We start from the raw sequence: 16,511 nt of genomic DNA, 5'->3' as shown, positions 1-16,511 counted from the left end.
ATTGAAACAATGTCTAATATAAATATACCAAGATTTCTTCCCTCCGTGTCCTCTGTGCCTGGAGTGGTATAGCTAACGCCACGCTTCGCTATCGTTTAAAAAAAAGAGTTTTAGGCTTAACCCAACCTACTCATATACATACTTGTAGTATAAATGCAACACATTTTATTCACCAATATAAACAAAAAAAACCCCCAAGAGGGGGACTGAAGGTTATTCGAGTGGAGTGAACAACTAAGTAATAAATACCTAGAGTAAATAGAGTAATCCGAACAAAATAATCCAAATTACGTCTACAAAGTGCCAGTAAATTTCCGCAGCTTCAATACCGAAACGCTGTTCATTGCTGTAGTGTCCGGGAGTACGCGATCGCCACAAAACTGCTAAAATCGCTAAAACACCGATAGTAACGTGCAAACCGTGAAATCCAGTCAAAACGTAAAATGCACTAGCGAATAAATTGGTAGTCAGACCGAACTCTAAATGAGTATATTCATAAACCTGACCTACCAAAAAAATCGCCCCCATAACTGCGGTAATTGCTAACCAAATCCGCATTCCCTTGGCATCATTTTTTTTAATAGCAGTATCAGCATTGTGCATGACAAAACTGCTGGCTATCAAAATAGATGTATTCACAGTAGGTAACAACAATTCTAAATCTGGTGTTCCGGCTGGTGGCCATACAGGAATACTAGAACGGTAAGTTAGGTATGCACCAAACAAACCCATAAAAATCATTCCTTCAGCCACCAAGAACATAAATAGACCAAACAAACGATGATCTGGATGTGCTTCGTGATGAGAAATGGCTGTGTGGCTATGATCTAATTCAGTATTCGCGGTGTCAATAGTTTGACTTTGCATAAATTGGTAATTGGTGATTGGTGATTGATAAGAGGCAAAAGAATAATATATTTCTCCCCTGCTCCTCTGCCCCTCGGCTCCCCTGCCTCCTTTCCCCCTGCCTCTTCTAAAGTGCTGATTCCGTTTGGGGAGTTAATACAGGTTCAGTTTCAATTTGTTCCTTACTTACGCCGTAATCATAAGGTCCATGAGTCAAAACTGGGAGTTGTTCAAAATTCTCAATACTTGGTGGAGAAGTAGTTATCCATTCCAAAGTCAGTGCTTGCCAAGGATTATTGCCGGCTTTTTCCCCATAGAACCAAGACCAAATGGCATTGATCATAAAGGGTAATGTAGAAACCGCCAATATATAAGATCCGTAGGTACAGATTTCATTCAGAGAAGTGAATTTAGGATCATATTCAGCAATCCGGCGGTTCATACCCATGAGTCCGAGTTTGTGCATGGGCAAGAAGGTCATATTTAGACCAACCATAGTCAAAGCAAAATGCACCTGACCCCAAAACTCGTTCATTTTCCGTCCCGTCATTTTCGGAAACCAGTGGTAAATAGCGGCAAAAATCCCTAACACACTACCACCAAATAAAACGTAGTGGAGATGTGCCACCACAAAGTAAGTATCGTGAACGTGAATATCAAAAGGAACTGCGGCCAACATTACGCCACTAATCCCACCAATCACAAAAGTTGCTAAAAAGCCCATTGCAAACAACATGGGACTATTAAGGCGGATTTTACCACCCCAAATAGTTGCCAACCAACCAAAAATTTTAATGCCCGTAGGGACAGCAATGATCATAGTAGTGATCATGAAAAACATCCGCAACCAACCGGGGACACCGCTAGTAAACATATGGTGCGCCCAGACGATTAAACCTAAAAAGCTGATAGCTAGAGATGAATAGGCGATCGCTTTATAGCCAAAAATCGGTTTGCGGGCATGAACTGGCAGAATTTCTGAAATTGCCCCAAAGAAAGGCAAAATCATGATGTAAACCGCTGGGTGGGAATAGAACCAGAACATATGCTGGTACACCACCGGATCTCCTCCACCAGTCGGATTAAAAAATGTTGTTCCTGCCAACAAATCAAAACCCAGCAGAATCAAAGCCGCAGCTAATACAGGTGTAGATACCAGTACCAAAGCCGAAGTTGCCAACATTGCCCAACAAAACAACGGCATTTGATAGATGCCCATACTAGGAACACGCATCTTCAAAATGGTGACGATAAAATTAATCCCCCCCAAAATCGAAGAAGTCCCCAATAGCAGCACACTCATAATCCAAATCCCCTCTCCCACCTGGCCTGTCACCAAACTCAGAGGAGGGTAAGAAGTCCAACCAGCATCGGGGGCATCACCTACAGCTAAACTAGCAACCAGTAATACACCTGCTGGGGGAACCATCCAAAATGCCACTGCATTCAGGCGCGGAAATGCCATATCTCTCGCCCCAATCATCAGCGGGATCAAATAGTTGGCAAATCCCGCCCCTGTTGGCACAATCCAGAGGAAAATCATGATTGTGGCATGGAGTGTAAATAGGCTGTTGTAGACTTCTGGCGTGACAAAATCCACTTCAGGAGTGCGTAATTCTGTTCGCACCAAATCAGCCATTACGCCGCCAATGCAGTAGAAAATAAACGAAGTGACGAGGTATTGAATCCCAATCACCTTATGGTCGGTACTAAAACCAAAAAAGTCTCGCCAATGCCTTTCCCCATGTTCTTCCACAGGGTTGGGAAGATTAGCAGTTTCTTGTAACTGTGTTTGTGTCATATTTTAAAAAAGGAGTCATCGAGTCAGGAAGTAGGGGCGCAGGGCCTGCGCCCAGTCAGGATCAACAAGGAAAATTATTCCCCTGCTGCCGCTGCTCCTCTTGCTCCTGCTTGAATGTGTAACTAAAAGGTTTAACAGTTTATTTTGTAACTGCTGTAACTTCTGCAATTCCTAAATTACTTAATTTGATGCAGAATTTCTGAGTGAATTCCCATATCCTTGGTGTAAGGAGCGAGAAATTCATCGGCAGTCATTTCCTGAGAATTCATTGCCACCGCTTGATTTGGAACATCTTTACTAGCAACTAGTTGTTCTTGCATCCATTGATCAAAAGCTTCCTGCGTCTCTACAACTACTTGACTTTTCATCACCCCATGATAGGGTCCACACAATTCAGCACAAATTAGTTGATAATCACCCGGTTTTCTGGGGGTGAAACGTAGACTGGTTTCTCTACCAGGAATGGCATCCTGTTTCAGCCGAAATTCGGGTATCCAAAAGGCGTGGATGACATCGTTGGCTGTCAAGTTGATTTCTACTGTTTTCCCAATGGGGAGATGAAGTTCACCAGTGGTTACGCCTGTGTCTGGATAAGTGAATAACCAAGCATATTGGAGTCCAGCGACATTGATGATTAATTCGTTGGGATTGACAACTGCTTCAGAACCAGGATCTAACTGTGATATTTGTATAGGCGATCGCTGAGTAGCAGGTGCATCATCTAGAGTGGCAGCCATTGCCGTTCCTGGCATACTCATAGCATCTTCCATCATCGGAGCAGCATGAGCAGAATGGGGATCAAAGCCGCCCATGTTGTTGTATACATCAAAACTGTAGACAGAAATACCGATCACGATAATTGCGGGGATCGCCGTCCAGAGTATCTCTAGAGGTATATTACCTTCAATTGGTGGTCCATCTTCGTTGTCACCAGCCCGGCGACGATATTTGACAACAGAGTAAATCAAAACACATTCAACAATCAAAAATATGCCTGTAGAAACAGTCATCATTGTGTTGAATAAACCATCTACCAAGGAGGCTTCATCAGAAGCCGCTACAGGTAACAGACCGTGATTTTGACCATACCAGAGACTGGTGAGGGTGAGGACAATGCCAATGAGTAATGTCCAGATTGCACTTGGAATTTTCACGGCTTTTTTCTTATGAATTGACTACTTGATCTTAAAGTTACTTCACTAGACTTCTTGTAGAAGTTGGGCAAAGGGGGAGTATTTTTCTGTTAGCCTTTCCCTATTCTGACAAAAATTACTTGTGAAAGAGGTCTAATTACTAAAGTGACTCCACTTACTAAGGTAGTGCAGGCTATAGGATATAGTATCCGTTGGTCTGAAATCTTTATTAATTTTTTTGATTAAGATCACAATTTTGAGTACAAGAGAGATAAGTTGTATTGCGAGTGAGCAGATGACAATTAGTAAAAAAATTTCCGGGAAATTTGCGGAAATTCCCATGAATTGCCATTTATCAATTATTCCCATCTGCAAAAAGCACAAAATCTTACAGCTAAAACTAGCTAAAGTGATCCAAAGTATAGGGGAAAGCTAATTTCTACATTCTGACGGATACGTTAGGGTGATGATAGGTTGACGCTGAATCAAAATAGAAAATTTTCAAGTTCAAGCACAAGCGGGCAAGAAGGTATTGTTAATGAGCGAATTTGTCCTAGAACAACAAAATGAAGCGGCTTCAGTTGCACTACAGCCAAAGGATATGATTCGTCGCTTAGTGTGGAAAATATGCGTAGCCACCTTAATTTTGATGGCTATAGGCAGTGCCACCAGGGTGATGAATGCTGGACTAGCTTGCCCTGATTGGCCTTTGTGCTATGGGGAGTTAGTTCCAGCCAAGCAAATGAATCTCCAAGTGTTTTTGGAGTGGTTTCATCGCCTAGATGCAGCTTTAATAGGCTTTAGTGCGATCGCTCTTTGCGGTTCATCTTGGTGGTATCGTCGTTCCTTACCCAAATGGCTGCCTTGGGCATCTACATTTGCGCTGTTTTTAATTGTCTTCCAAGGTATTTTGGGAGGACTGACTGTAACTCAATTGTTGCGGTTTGATATCGTTACAGCCCATTTAGGCATGGCTTTACTATTTTTCACCACATTGTTAATTATCGGTACGAGTCTTATCCCCTATCAAGGCACAGGAACAGTCGGAAAGTTGCCTTGGGTGGGTTTGACTGCGGCCATTTTCGTCTACCTACAAAGTTTACTGGGTGCTTTAGTTGGTTCTCGTTGGGCTTTGCACCAATGCTTCTCAGGTAATCAATTATGTAATGTTATGTACAGCCATATTTTTGGCTTAGTACCGCCAACCATCGCTACTCTAGCAGTAGTCTTGATTTCTTGGCGCACACCAGCACTACATCCGGCTTTGCGGAAACTAGCAAATCTGGCTGGTGGCTTGTTGATTTTACAACTCCTTTTGGGTGTCGCTACCTTCCGTTTACATCTACAAGTTGAACCCCTCACCGTTTCTCACCAAGCTATTGGTGCGACTTTACTCGGTACTTTGGTGGTATTTACAGTTTTATCACTGCGAGATGGCTTAACTAGTCGGGAAGTACAGTCTTCTTTGACCGAAAAATTTTAGATTTTAGATTTTAGATTTTGGACTCTAGAATTTTTGGTACAAGCCCCGCCCCTTCACGGTGGAACTAATCCAAAATACTCGCTGCGTACGCTTCGTTAATGCCAATCTACAATCCTCACAATCCAAAATTGTAAATCCAAAATCCAAAATCCATTGACCAGTTCTTGAAAAATAAGGAAAAAGACCTAACATGATTGAGACTAATGTCTCTCGTCGTCACCACGACACATTTCTCCAAGTCGTTCAAAGTTACTACCAGCTAACCAAACCCCGGATTATTCCCCTACTTTTAATTACTACGGCTGGAAGTATGTGGATAGCCGCTAAGGGTGAGGTAGATCCCTGGTTATTAATTATTACGATGATTGGCGGAACTTTAGCAGCAGCCAGCGCCCAAACTATTAACTGTATCTATGACCGAGATATAGATTATGAAATGGAGCGAACCCGCCACCGTCCTATGCCTTCGGGTAAGGTACAAACCCGTGATGCCCTAATTTTTGCGATCGCTCTAGCTATCCTTTCTTTCACTCTCCTCACCGTCTTCGCCAATCTCCTAGCCGCATTTTTAGCCTTTTCTGGCATCATCTTCTATATTTTAGTCTATACTCACTGGCTTAAACGTCATAGCACTCAAAATATCGTCATTGGTGGTGCAGCCGGGGCAATTCCCGCTTTAGTTGGTTGGGCGGCGGTAACAGATACTTTAAGCTGGGCTGCTTGGCTGATTTTTGCCATTGTCTTCCTCTGGACTCCGCCCCATTTCTGGGCTTTGGCTTTAATGATTCGTGATGATTACGCTAAGGTCGGCATACCAATGTTACCCGTAGTAGCAGGTGATGAAGCAACAGTACGACAAATTTGGTTTTATACCGTAATTACCGTCACGGCTACCATCTTGCTATTCTATCCCCTACACGCCAGTGGCATTGTTTATGCTGTTGTTGCCTTGACTTTAGGCGGTGTATTTGTCCATAAATCTTGGCGCTTATTGGCAAATCCTGAAGACAAAACCATCGCGCGGGAGTTGTTTTTATACTCCATTTCCTACATGATGCTGTTGTGTTTAGCAATGGTAGTGGACAGTTTACCCATCACTCATCGTTTGCTAACTACAGTGCTGCATTACTTACACTTGTAGAGACATTTGATCTAAACTTGTTTACAAGTGTGCTATGGTCAAAACTGAGAACATGACCAAAATAGGGGTAATTCATTAATTACCCCTAAGAAATTATATTTTTGAAAAAATATGAATCAACCTATTTTGCAATTTATAGAAAGTCGAAATTATAAAAACTTATCTTTATCTGAGCCAGTAGAGTTAGAAAAACTCAATATCTTTATCGGTTCTAATGGTTCAGGCAAAAGCAACTTTATCAGTTGTTTGAAATTCTTGAAAGACTGTTTAACTACAATCCCTGATGAAAGTCGTGGAATAAGTAGTTTTGAAGATGCAGTTAGTAAAATGGGGGCTGATAGAATTTTAGATAATACTGTAGAAAGTCCTGCTTTTCTCAATTTTTCATATTGTTTTTCCCAACTATTATCACATGAACAATTTCCCGAAAAATTTAGCACAATGCTGACTTTAAGCCTATTTGTTGATAGGAAGAAAAATAAAGTAATTATTTCTCAGGAGTTTTTATTTAGTGGACAAGATTTAAATGAATTGGAATCACCACCTTTTTACTATTATAAATTTCACTCTAAAGAAGTTGGCAAAGGGTTTGTATCATCAGTTTATAATACACCTGAACAAGAGACAGATATACAATATCAAGGAGTAAATAATATACCCACTAATGCTTTAGGTTTGACTATACTGCCCAGGTTACTAGAAGATAGCAAATATTCACCTGAAAATACACCTGCTTACAGAACGAGAAGAGATTTAGTAGAATTTATTTCCAAGTGGCAATTTTATAATGCCAATAATATGGAATTAAATCAAATTAGAAACTCAGAACCTAAAATAGGCGGAAGTGATGTTTATTTATCTACATCAGGAGATAACTTACCTTTAGTTTTAGAAAATTTAATTCAGGAAGATATAGATTTTGAAGATAGCATTAACCAAGCGATGAAATCTATTTTACCTAAAACTCGTCGTCTTCGTCCTATCCGTTCAGGTCGCTTATCATTAACTGTAGAGTGGTATTTTGAAGATACTAAAGAACCATTTTATTTAAGTGAAATGTCAGATGGAACTGTAAGAATGTTATGTTGGGCAACTATATTACATTCACCTTTATTACCTTCATTATTAGTCATTGATGAACCAGAATTAGGGTTGCACGTCTCATGGATGCCAATTTTAGCAGCATGGATAAAACAAGCATCAAGAAAAACCCAAATAATTATTACTACACATAGTCCTGATTTATTAGATCATTTTACAGATTGTTTACAGAATGTTTATTGTTTTTACTCGGAAGATAAAACCCATTTCTCCATGAAAACACTTTCTCAAGAAATGCTGGATGAAAAACTAAAAGAAGGATGGCAATTAGGTGATTTGTACCGCGTTGGTGATCCTACTATTGGAGGATGGCCTTGGTAGTATGGGTTTTTGCCGGTGGTGGTGAAGCTGAAGTTAGAGGACTAATTCCTTTTTTAGAAAAGAATTTTCCCAGTTGCAAATTTGAACGCAAAACACCTGTGCTTCAAAAACCAGGACCCAAACCTGGGAAAGCAAGTGGTTATGGTAAAACAGGTAAAAGTTTAATTAATCAAATTAGTAAAGAACTACCTATTGCTTTAAAAAATGAACCAAATAAATGTGGCTTAATTTTAGTGTTTGACGATTTAGATTGTCGAGATCCAATTGCAGAAAGAGAAAAATTTTTAGCAGTTATATCAAAAGTACCTGAATGTGCTGATATAGAAAAATTTATTGGTTTTGCTGCACCTGAAATTGAATCATGGATTATTGCAGATTGGAATAATACCATAGCTAAACATCCAGATTTTCGTAGTAGACATGAACGGATGCGTTGGTGGTTAAGTACACAAAGGAATATTCCTTTTGATAGTCCTGAATCATTTAGTGAATATGACCCAACAAGAGATTGTTGTCAAGAAAAGCTATCAGAAGCGTTAATCGAGTCAAGTATCCTGAAAGAATTTGATAGTAGTGATGCACGATTTTCTAAAGGTTCACACACTCCTTTACTCCTATTAGCAATAAGGTGTGATGAAGTGCAAAAAAAATGCCCTTTATTTCGGGAAATGTACAATTATCTTATCAACTTGTAATCATGCTCAGGACATAGATCCCCGACTTCTCAAAGAAGTCGGGGATCTGCATTTCGCCTATTCCTTGTTAAAAAATAATAAAGGTTATTTATAGATTGAAAATTTAAGGTAGCTTATTTAACGTAGTGCAAACAAAACACTTGAGTTAATAGGCGTATAACATGAAACTGCAAAATTTCCTAAATACAGAGCTAAAATGGGGTTACGAAGCGATCGCTGAAGATCGGGAATTGTCTCGGCAAATCCAAGTCAGATTAATTGATTTAAAACTCCTAGAACCCCCCGCAGACGGACTATTTGGACCAGTTTCCACAGCCGCACTGAAAACATTTCAAACCTTAACAAATGCAGAAGAAACCGACTTTTTAGGTGCAGTCACAGCCAAAAAATTGATTGAAACTAAAACAGAAGACCTGCCAAAACCACCTTTAAATCTAGGAACTGATATTGCCAGCAAAATTATTAAATATATGTTGGCAAAAAATTATGAAGTATTCACCAATCCCAAAGAATACAACATTGTTTATGTTGAGGGTATGAATGGAGACTGGACACTCAATAGTGATGCTGCTAACGCCTTTAATGACCGCCGTATTGTGATCGAAATCATAGATGGTGTCCCCAAAATCGTTGATCATTGGCAAGCAACTACTGAACCAGGTAGTAAATATACTCATAATCCCATGAATCCCAAAGGAGCAGCAAGAATCCAATTTGGACAATACAAAGCTTGGAGAGTGGGAAGACACGGTACTTCCAATCCCCATGAAGCATTAGTTCAATGTGGAAACATCACTGTTTGTCGAGATTTTAACAAAGATTTCAAACGAACTGGTGATGAATTGGATACAGGTGATTATTTTGCCGTTAATCAACATTGGGGCTATGATTTCCCCACCAACGACATCAAAGGGGCTAGTGCAGGTTGTTTAGTCGGTCGTCTCACGGATGGACACCGTGAGTTCATGGCTATCATTAAGAAAGATCGGCGCTATCTTCAGAACAACAGTTACACCTTTTATACCACCATCATTCCCGGTGATGATTTATTAAAGTCAACCTAAAACCTCATATTCAGTAGGATGTATAAAGCCTTTGCGGGCATAGCTTCGCTTAGAACGACAGCGTAATAGTTAAAATTTCAAGGAGTCTGTACAGAAGTTTGTCTCCAACTTCTGTACAATTCAAGACAAAATTTCGCAAATTTGACTGACTCTAAATCATAGTTGTGAATATAAAATAAAGTTTTTATCCTGATCTTATATCAGAATATTCTTTGTTCTTATTCTTCCTAATAAGGATATCTTATCTTTTGTGAAAATTGATTGACATTAATACACATTTTATGATACTAAGGTGTATTTGGGAAGACTAACCAAAATCTCTACATCAATAGTCTATAGTTTGGATTTAGTCCCCAAAATGCTAGTAATATCACTCTCCTCAGTACACTAACCACATAGAAATCAACTAATAGCTACTCATTAACCCATTAACTTGTGTCATCGTAATTGGATATCTAAAATTGTTTATATAGATATCCAAAATTTTAGCCTGTGCTAAAATCAGCATACCGGCACGACGCAGGTGATGGGAAAAATGCCATGTTTGAACGCTTCACAGAAAAAGCCATTAAGGTAATCATGCTGGCCCAAGAAGAGGCCCGCCGTTTAGGTCACAACTTTGTCGGAACTGAGCAGATCCTCTTGGGTCTGATTGGCGAAGGCACAGGAGTAGCCGCCAAGGTGCTGAAATCAATGGGAGTTAATCTTAAAGATGCTCGCATTGAAGTTGAGAAAATCATAGGACGGGGTTCTGGCTTTGTTGCTGTGGAAATTCCGTTTACGCCACGGGCAAAGCGGGTTTTAGAACTATCCTTGGAAGAAGCACGCCAATTGGGGCATAACTACATTGGTACCGAGCATCTGCTGTTGGGACTGATCCGCGAAGGGGAAGGTGTCGCAGCCAGAGTGCTAGAAAACCTCGGTGTAGATTTGACCAAGGTGCGAACCCAAGTGATTCGGATGTTGGGAGAAACGGCGGAAGTTACGCCGGGTGGCCCCTCTGGTCGCACTAAAACCCCAACTCTAGATGAGTTTGGTTCAAACCTGACCCAAATGGCGATGGATAATAAGCTCGATCCTGTGGTGGGACGCGCCAAGGAAATTGAGCGAGTGATTCAAATTTTGGGTCGCCGGACTAAAAACAATCCCGTGTTGATTGGTGAACCAGGTGTTGGTAAAACAGCCATTGCTGAAGGTTTAGCTTCACGTATTGCTAACAAGGATATCCCCGATATCTTGGAAGATAAGCGTGTAGTGACTTTGGATATTGGGTTGCTGGTAGCAGGAACTAAATATCGAGGTGAATTTGAAGAACGCCTGAAAAAAATTATGGATGAAATCCGCTCTGCGGGTAATGTCATCCTCGTCATTGACGAAGTTCACACCTTAATTGGTGCAGGTGCGGCTGAAGGGGCAATTGATGCGGCAAATATCCTCAAGCCAGCTTTGGCGCGGGGTGAATTGCAATGTATTGGTGCGACTACTTTAGATGAGTACCGGAAGCACATTGAACGGGATGCAGCGTTGGAAAGACGCTTTCAGCCTGTGATGGTGGGTGAACCTTCTGTTGATGAAACAATAGAAATTTTATATGGTTTGCGCGATCGCTACGAAGCACACCACAAGCTGAAGATATCCGATGAAGCATTGGTGGCAGCGGCCAAGTTGTCTGATCGTTACATTAGCGATCGCTATTTGCCAGATAAAGCCATTGACTTGGTTGATGAAGCCGGCTCACGGGTGCGCTTGATTAACTCCCAACTGCCCCCAGCAGCGAAGGAATTAGACAAGGAACTACGGCAAATCTTAAAAGAAAAAGATGATGCAGTGCGTTCCCAGGACTTTGATCGGGCTGGAGAATTGCGCGATCGGGAAATGGAAATCAAAGCCGAAATCCGCACTATTGCTCAAACTAAGAGTAACGGTGCTAGTGGTGACGGTATTGAACCTGTAGTTACAGAAGAAGACATCGCTCACATTGTCGCTTCCTGGACTGGTGTACCGGTGAACAAACTCACCGAATCTGAGTCCGAGAAATTGCTGCACATGGAGGACACCTTACATCAGCGCCTGATTGGACAAGAAGACGCTGTGAAGGCTGTTTCCCGTGCTATTCGTCGCGCTCGTGTGGGATTGAAAAATCCTAATCGGCCGATCGCTAGTTTTGTCTTCTCAGGTCCGACTGGGGTAGGTAAAACTGAATTAGCGAAATCTTTGGCTTCCTACTTCTTCGGTTCAGAAGAAGCAATGATTCGCTTGGATATGTCCGAATACATGGAGCGTCACACCGTCAGTAAACTGATTGGTTCACCTCCTGGTTATGTCGGCTACAACGAAGGTGGTCAGTTAACAGAAGCTGTCCGTCGTCGTCCTTACACTGTGGTGCTGTTTGACGAAATCGAAAAAGCACACCCCGATGTGTTCAATATGCTATTGCAAATTTTGGAAGATGGTCGGTTAACCGACGCAAAAGGTCGCACGGTGGACTTTAAGAACACCTTGCTGATTTTGACTTCCAACATTGGTTCTAAGGTAATTGAAAAAGGTGGTAGCGGTATCGGCTTTGAGTTCTCTGAAGATGCGACTGAGACACAATACAACAGAATTCGCTCTTTGGTGAATGAGGAACTGAAACAATACTTCCGTCCTGAGTTCCTGAACCGGTTAGATGAAATCATCGTCTTCCGTCAATTGAACAAGCTGGAAGTTACCCAAATCGCCGAAATCATGCTCAAGGAAGTGTTTGGTAGGTTGACGGAAAAAGGCATTGTCTTAGAAGTCACAGACCGCTTCAAGGATCGCTTGATCACGGAGGGTTACAGTCCTAGCTACGGTGCAAGGCCGTTACGTCGGGCAATTATGCGCTTGTTGGAAGATAGTTTAGCGGAAGAAATTCTGTCTGGACGCATCAAAGATGGCGATACTGCTCTTGTTGATGTTGATGAAAATGGCATTGTTCAAGTTAGTTCTCAACAAACACGGGAGTTATCAACCCCTGGTGTTGAGTTGTAATTAGGATTTTTTAATTGTTAATTGAACGGTGGAGGACTTTGTTTCTCTGCCGTTTTTTTTGTTTTTTTCTCACGCAGAGGCGCAGAGAGGGGAAGGGAAAAGATCAAAGTTGAAATAAACTGAGTAATGATATAGTCTGAGATTTGTATAATAAATTTTCGCGTTTTCAGATCAAGATTTATAATATAGATGTACTACACTGCTTCTCAAGGATAATTATGTCTATCCAGTTTCGGTTTCACCCAGAAAAAGCTGTAGAAGCAGCAGCTATACTGATAAAGCTGCATGGTAAGCCTATGAAGTATTTAGGCTTGCTAAAAATGCTCTATATAGCTGATCGTATTGCCTTAGAAAGAATAGAACAACCAATTACAGGTGATCATTATGTATCAATGAAATATGGTCCTGTTCTTAGTGGTGTTTATGATCTAATTAAAGGTAAACCTATTGATGATGCTCTACCTTTGTGGTCTGAGTACATTTCTCCTGGTGATAAGAACTTTATTTACTTAGTCAAAGATCCAGGAAATGATGAACTATGCGAAGAAGAAGAGGAGATTCTTCAAGAGGTATATCAAAGCTTTGGACATCTTGATCCATTTCATGTTGCTGAATGGACTCATGATTTACCAGAGTGGAAAGATCCTCATGGTTCTGCTATTCCCATTTTAGTAGAAGATATTCTGAAAAATGTTGGTAAAAGTGAGGAAGAAATTGAGGAAATTAGACAAATAGCACTGAGGGAAGCATATTTAGATGAGGTGCTAAGTGTCTAGTGTTCCTATTAACATAGGAGATGTATTTTTAATTGATACACCTCCTAATGGCCAACATTTTTACGTCGCAATTGCAAAAACTTCTGGTAATAAATATTTATTTGTTAATTTAACCGACAAGAAAAATAACTCTGAAAGAGTTTGTGTTTTAGCACCAGATCCGAGTTTACCAAGTTTTATTAAAAAGGAATCTGTTATAGCTTACTATTTTGCTCGTGAAATGGATGCAAATGATCTTGCTATTTGTATAACTTCTGGTAGTCCTATTCCCAAAGATTGTTTATCTGCTGATCTTGTATCACAAATTCAACAGGGAGGATTAATTTCTAAGAAGTTGAAGAATAAATATAAAACTGCATTGAAGAAATTTTTAGGAGTTGATTAAATTCAACTTAGTAATGGGAAGGGTTTACTTGAAAATCAAGAATAACTGGAAATTTGCAGAAGTATGGATAGATCCGATGCTATCACCTCCATATATTTTGTTATTACTTTGTGATGGTGAGGAAAATTGTCAAATTTATGATCCTAAACAGGGTGATAAGGTTGTTTTTTCTAGTAATAGTTATGAAACTGCTCAGTTATGGTTATTGGAAGATGAGTATAAACGCGTTGAAGGTAGGCTTTTAGTTGGGGAATTAGTAAATTTTTAATTTCGCGCAAAGACGCTAAGGAGCAAAGGCGCAAAGAGGGAAAATGAATTATTTAATTACAGCAGTTTGCGATCAAACCCGCCACACAAATAAGTTGCAGAATTAAGTCTAGAACTGAGTTCGATTATTTTTGTCTGTGGCACGGTTGATAACAATTTGCTGTAAGATGCAAATACAGTTGTTATTAATCTGTGCTTTTAAGAGTATTTAATAACGTATCTATTTTATTCTCAATAGAATATAGTTTATTAGGAGGAAGCTTGCTTATAAATTGGTCATAGTTCCAATCATTATCTAAAATCTCTCTTATTGTTTCTGCATAAGAATAATATTTTTCAAATAATTTAATATCTTCTTCTGGGAACGTGAATGAAGCATTAAATGTACAGTCTATTTCTATAGATTGAAATGACTTATATAATTTATCTTCGTAAATGGCTGCGCCTGTTTTTAATCTATTTTCAATTATTGACCAAGCTGGATGACCATGTGAAATACCTGGTTGTACTGCTGAAGGTGAACAAGTAAAAATAAACTCGAATTTAAAATCTTTATGACTTAATATGAGTTTTGCTTTTGGAAAAAGATTATCTTCATATCGAATCAGCAACTCTGTATCTAACGGTACAGTGAAAGATGGATTGCCATCTCGGTCAATACCATCAATTGCTAAATTCTTCACTTCTTCTCGCAAATTTCCATATAAAATTACATTTCCATATAAACTTGGTATATCATTTATAGAGATTTTTTTAAGATTTTCTTTAAAAGTAGTTTCTTGATAGTTAGATTTAACAGAAACATTTTTTTGATAAACAGGAGGTCTTCTTTGAATATTTATTAACCAATAGTTCTGAAAATAAAAAGATAAGTTGTGTATCAACACATAGGGAGTGATTCCTAAAAAGAAAGATTGTCTTGATTTATTAAACATATCGTTAGTAAAACTTGGTGTTTGAAAAATTTTTGATGAAAGAGGACTTGTTACTGCATTATAGTTGTAATGGCACAGCGGTTGTTCTATTGGCGCAGATACATTCAGAGAAACTTTATCATAGGTAATAATAGTCCTACAATTATAAGTAAAATCTGCATCTTCTTGATGAGTAAATAACCATTGTAATTGATAATCACCCACAAGTCTTTTACCATGTCTAGTTCTAATATAATAAATTCTAGTTTTAATCTCTGCTCCATTTTTTGAATCTATGTAAGCATGAGGTATTTTTCCTCTTTTAGGAATATCAATGATTAATAAATCTGCTTCTTCTAATTCTAAAAGATTGATATTATAGTCAATAATAGGGCTAATCTTAGCATGACAGATATTATCTATTATGCCCTTATCTTTATCAATATTAAAAATATTTTTACCTTCAAGTTCTCCATCGTTTTTAACACCTATTATTATTCTTCCACCTTGTCTATTAGCAAATGCTACAATCGCAAAAGTTAACTTTCTTTGTCCTTCCGATGTTTTCAATATATCTGACTGTTTTAGCTCATATTTTAAATTTTCTTTTTCGGGATGTTTTAAAATTTCTAAAACTTCTTTTTTCATGGCTGACATTTTTGTGAGTTAAAAAATAGTGTATTGTGATTATATAACAAACTTAAATCATCTGCCCAAACAAATATAAACCCCTTCCAAGTAGAAATCTATAGTTTTTTCTATGGCGAAAACTCAAGTTTTCAAGATGGATGGGGTTTAGTATATTATTTTTCCTGAAAAAAGTTAACATTTTTTAGTGAAGCTTACTAAAAGTATTGCTTATGGTGGAGATGAGATGGTTATTTAGCGAAGCTAACCGTTCACGTAGTGTTCCGTAGGAAAGGTATCGCTCTGAGTTAGATCATAGTGGAGGGAGTGCGATCACTCCTAGTTAACGGTGAAGGTAATGCGTTAGTAAAGCTTACCGTAGCGATGGCGTGATTAACTCAAAGACTTGATATCATAAATAGTAAAAAGCCATTCACATTCTTCAATCATGACAGAATTACTACAGCGTGCGATCGCTCTTTGTTAGATAATAGTGGAGAGGTGCAACCTATTTACGATTATTTTTAGAAAAATGTTTGAATGATTAATTTAGATACTGGCACTGCTATAGCTTTTATAGCCGAAAATTCCTCTATTCGTTATGGATTGCTACAATATGTAAATGGACAAAAAATGGTAATGACTCAAACTGCTTTTGCTGAGTTCACTAACATAGTGAAAACTATTGCTAGACTATCAGAACAAACTAGAGCTAATCGCTTTTTACAAAGAGTAACTATCATCCCGGATAACCCATCACCTAGAGCTTTAAACCTGCAACCAACACGAAAATTAGGAATAAACGATATTATTATATTAGGCACAGGTGATCAACTAAATATTGTCACCACCACAGCAGATGCAAAAGCTGTGAGAGCCGCTTCTGCTCAAGGTGTGGATTTTCATGTATATATTCATCCACCTTTTCCTTTAACTGGTAATTAA

The 16,511-nt window shown here is 39.2% G+C and carries 14 protein-coding genes; 10 read left to right on the top strand and 4 right to left on the bottom strand.

All coding sequences use genetic code 11. From position 1 onward, the window contains the following. Positions 1–249: 249 nt before the first annotated feature. The 3 genes from FJR04_RS21210 to FJR04_RS21200 form a co-directional block, all read right to left on the bottom strand. Positions 250–867, bottom strand: coding sequence for a heme-copper oxidase subunit III (locus tag FJR04_RS21210; RefSeq protein WP_168498489.1), 618 nt, complete (start codon positions 865–867; stop codon positions 250–252). A gap of 106 nt (positions 868–973) precedes the next feature. Beyond that, positions 974–2,647: a cytochrome c oxidase subunit I gene (gene ctaD, locus FJR04_RS21205; protein ID WP_168498487.1), complete on the bottom strand. Its 1,674-nt coding sequence runs from the start codon at positions 2,645–2,647 to the stop codon at positions 974–976. Positions 2,648–2,823: 176 nt separating this feature from the next. Next, positions 2,824–3,801, bottom strand: coding sequence for a cytochrome c oxidase subunit II (locus FJR04_RS21200; protein ID WP_168498485.1), 978 nt, complete (start codon positions 3,799–3,801; stop codon positions 2,824–2,826). Between the two features lie 517 nt (positions 3,802–4,318). On the opposite strand from FJR04_RS21200, the gene FJR04_RS21195 reads away from it, so the two are divergent. From FJR04_RS21195 to FJR04_RS21155, 9 genes are all read left to right on the top strand, one after another. Further along, entirely contained in the window at positions 4,319–5,263 is a 945-nt protein-coding gene (locus FJR04_RS21195) for a heme A synthase (protein WP_168498483.1), read from the top strand. A 190-nt stretch (positions 5,264–5,453) separates the two neighbouring features. After that, positions 5,454–6,404 (top strand): heme o synthase, encoded by a 951-nt coding sequence (locus tag FJR04_RS21190; protein ID WP_168498481.1) that lies wholly within the window; start codon positions 5,454–5,456, stop codon positions 6,402–6,404. A gap of 111 nt (positions 6,405–6,515) precedes the next feature. Next, a complete protein-coding gene (locus FJR04_RS21185) occupies positions 6,516–7,826 on the top strand; it encodes an AAA family ATPase (protein WP_168498479.1) in 1,311 nt (436 codons plus the stop codon). Further along, positions 7,814–8,521 (top strand): hypothetical protein, encoded by a 708-nt coding sequence (locus FJR04_RS21180; RefSeq protein ID WP_174763566.1) that lies wholly within the window; start codon positions 7,814–7,816, stop codon positions 8,519–8,521. Before FJR04_RS21185 ends, FJR04_RS21180 begins: the two co-directional genes overlap by 13 nt. Positions 8,522–8,682: 161 nt before the next feature. Beyond that, on the top strand, positions 8,683–9,585 hold the full coding sequence (locus FJR04_RS21175) for a peptidoglycan-binding protein (RefSeq protein ID WP_168498477.1): 903 nt from the start codon (positions 8,683–8,685) through the stop codon (positions 9,583–9,585). 540 nt (positions 9,586–10,125) lie between these two features. Beyond that, positions 10,126–12,597 carry an ATP-dependent Clp protease ATP-binding subunit gene (locus tag FJR04_RS21170; RefSeq protein ID WP_168498491.1) on the top strand — a complete coding sequence of 824 codons (2,472 nt, stop codon included), beginning with the start codon at positions 10,126–10,128 and terminating at the stop codon, positions 12,595–12,597. 218 nt (positions 12,598–12,815) lie between these two features. Continuing rightward, the gene (locus tag FJR04_RS21165) at positions 12,816–13,373 is read left to right on the top strand and encodes a Panacea domain-containing protein (RefSeq protein WP_168498475.1); all 558 of its coding nucleotides are present in this window, start codon (positions 12,816–12,818) and stop codon (positions 13,371–13,373) included. Further along, on the top strand, positions 13,366–13,758 hold the full coding sequence (locus tag FJR04_RS21160; protein WP_168498473.1) for a hypothetical protein: 393 nt from the start codon (positions 13,366–13,368) through the stop codon (positions 13,756–13,758). The genes FJR04_RS21165 and FJR04_RS21160 overlap by 8 nt, the downstream gene beginning before the upstream one ends. A gap of 13 nt (positions 13,759–13,771) precedes the next feature. Next, complete coding sequence (locus tag FJR04_RS21155) at positions 13,772–14,026, top strand: hypothetical protein (RefSeq protein WP_168498471.1); 255 nt, start codon at positions 13,772–13,774, stop codon at positions 14,024–14,026. Positions 14,027–14,210: 184 nt separating this feature from the next. Here the strand turns inward: FJR04_RS21155 and FJR04_RS21150 are convergent, their stop codons facing one another. Next, entirely contained in the window at positions 14,211–15,587 is a 1,377-nt protein-coding gene (locus tag FJR04_RS21150) for a helix-turn-helix domain-containing protein (protein ID WP_168498469.1), read from the bottom strand. A gap of 519 nt (positions 15,588–16,106) precedes the next feature. Between FJR04_RS21150 and FJR04_RS21145 the strand changes: the two genes are divergently transcribed. Continuing rightward, positions 16,107–16,511 carry a DUF1308 domain-containing protein gene (locus FJR04_RS21145; RefSeq protein ID WP_168498466.1) on the top strand — a complete coding sequence of 135 codons (405 nt, stop codon included), beginning with the start codon at positions 16,107–16,109 and terminating at the stop codon, positions 16,509–16,511.

Source organism: Anabaena sp. UHCC 0204 (assembly GCF_009711975.1).
Lineage (GTDB): Bacteria > Cyanobacteriota > Cyanobacteriia > Cyanobacteriales > Nostocaceae > Dolichospermum.
Note: the sequence above shows the minus strand (reverse complement) of the source record. Positions and strands in the feature narration are given on the sequence as shown.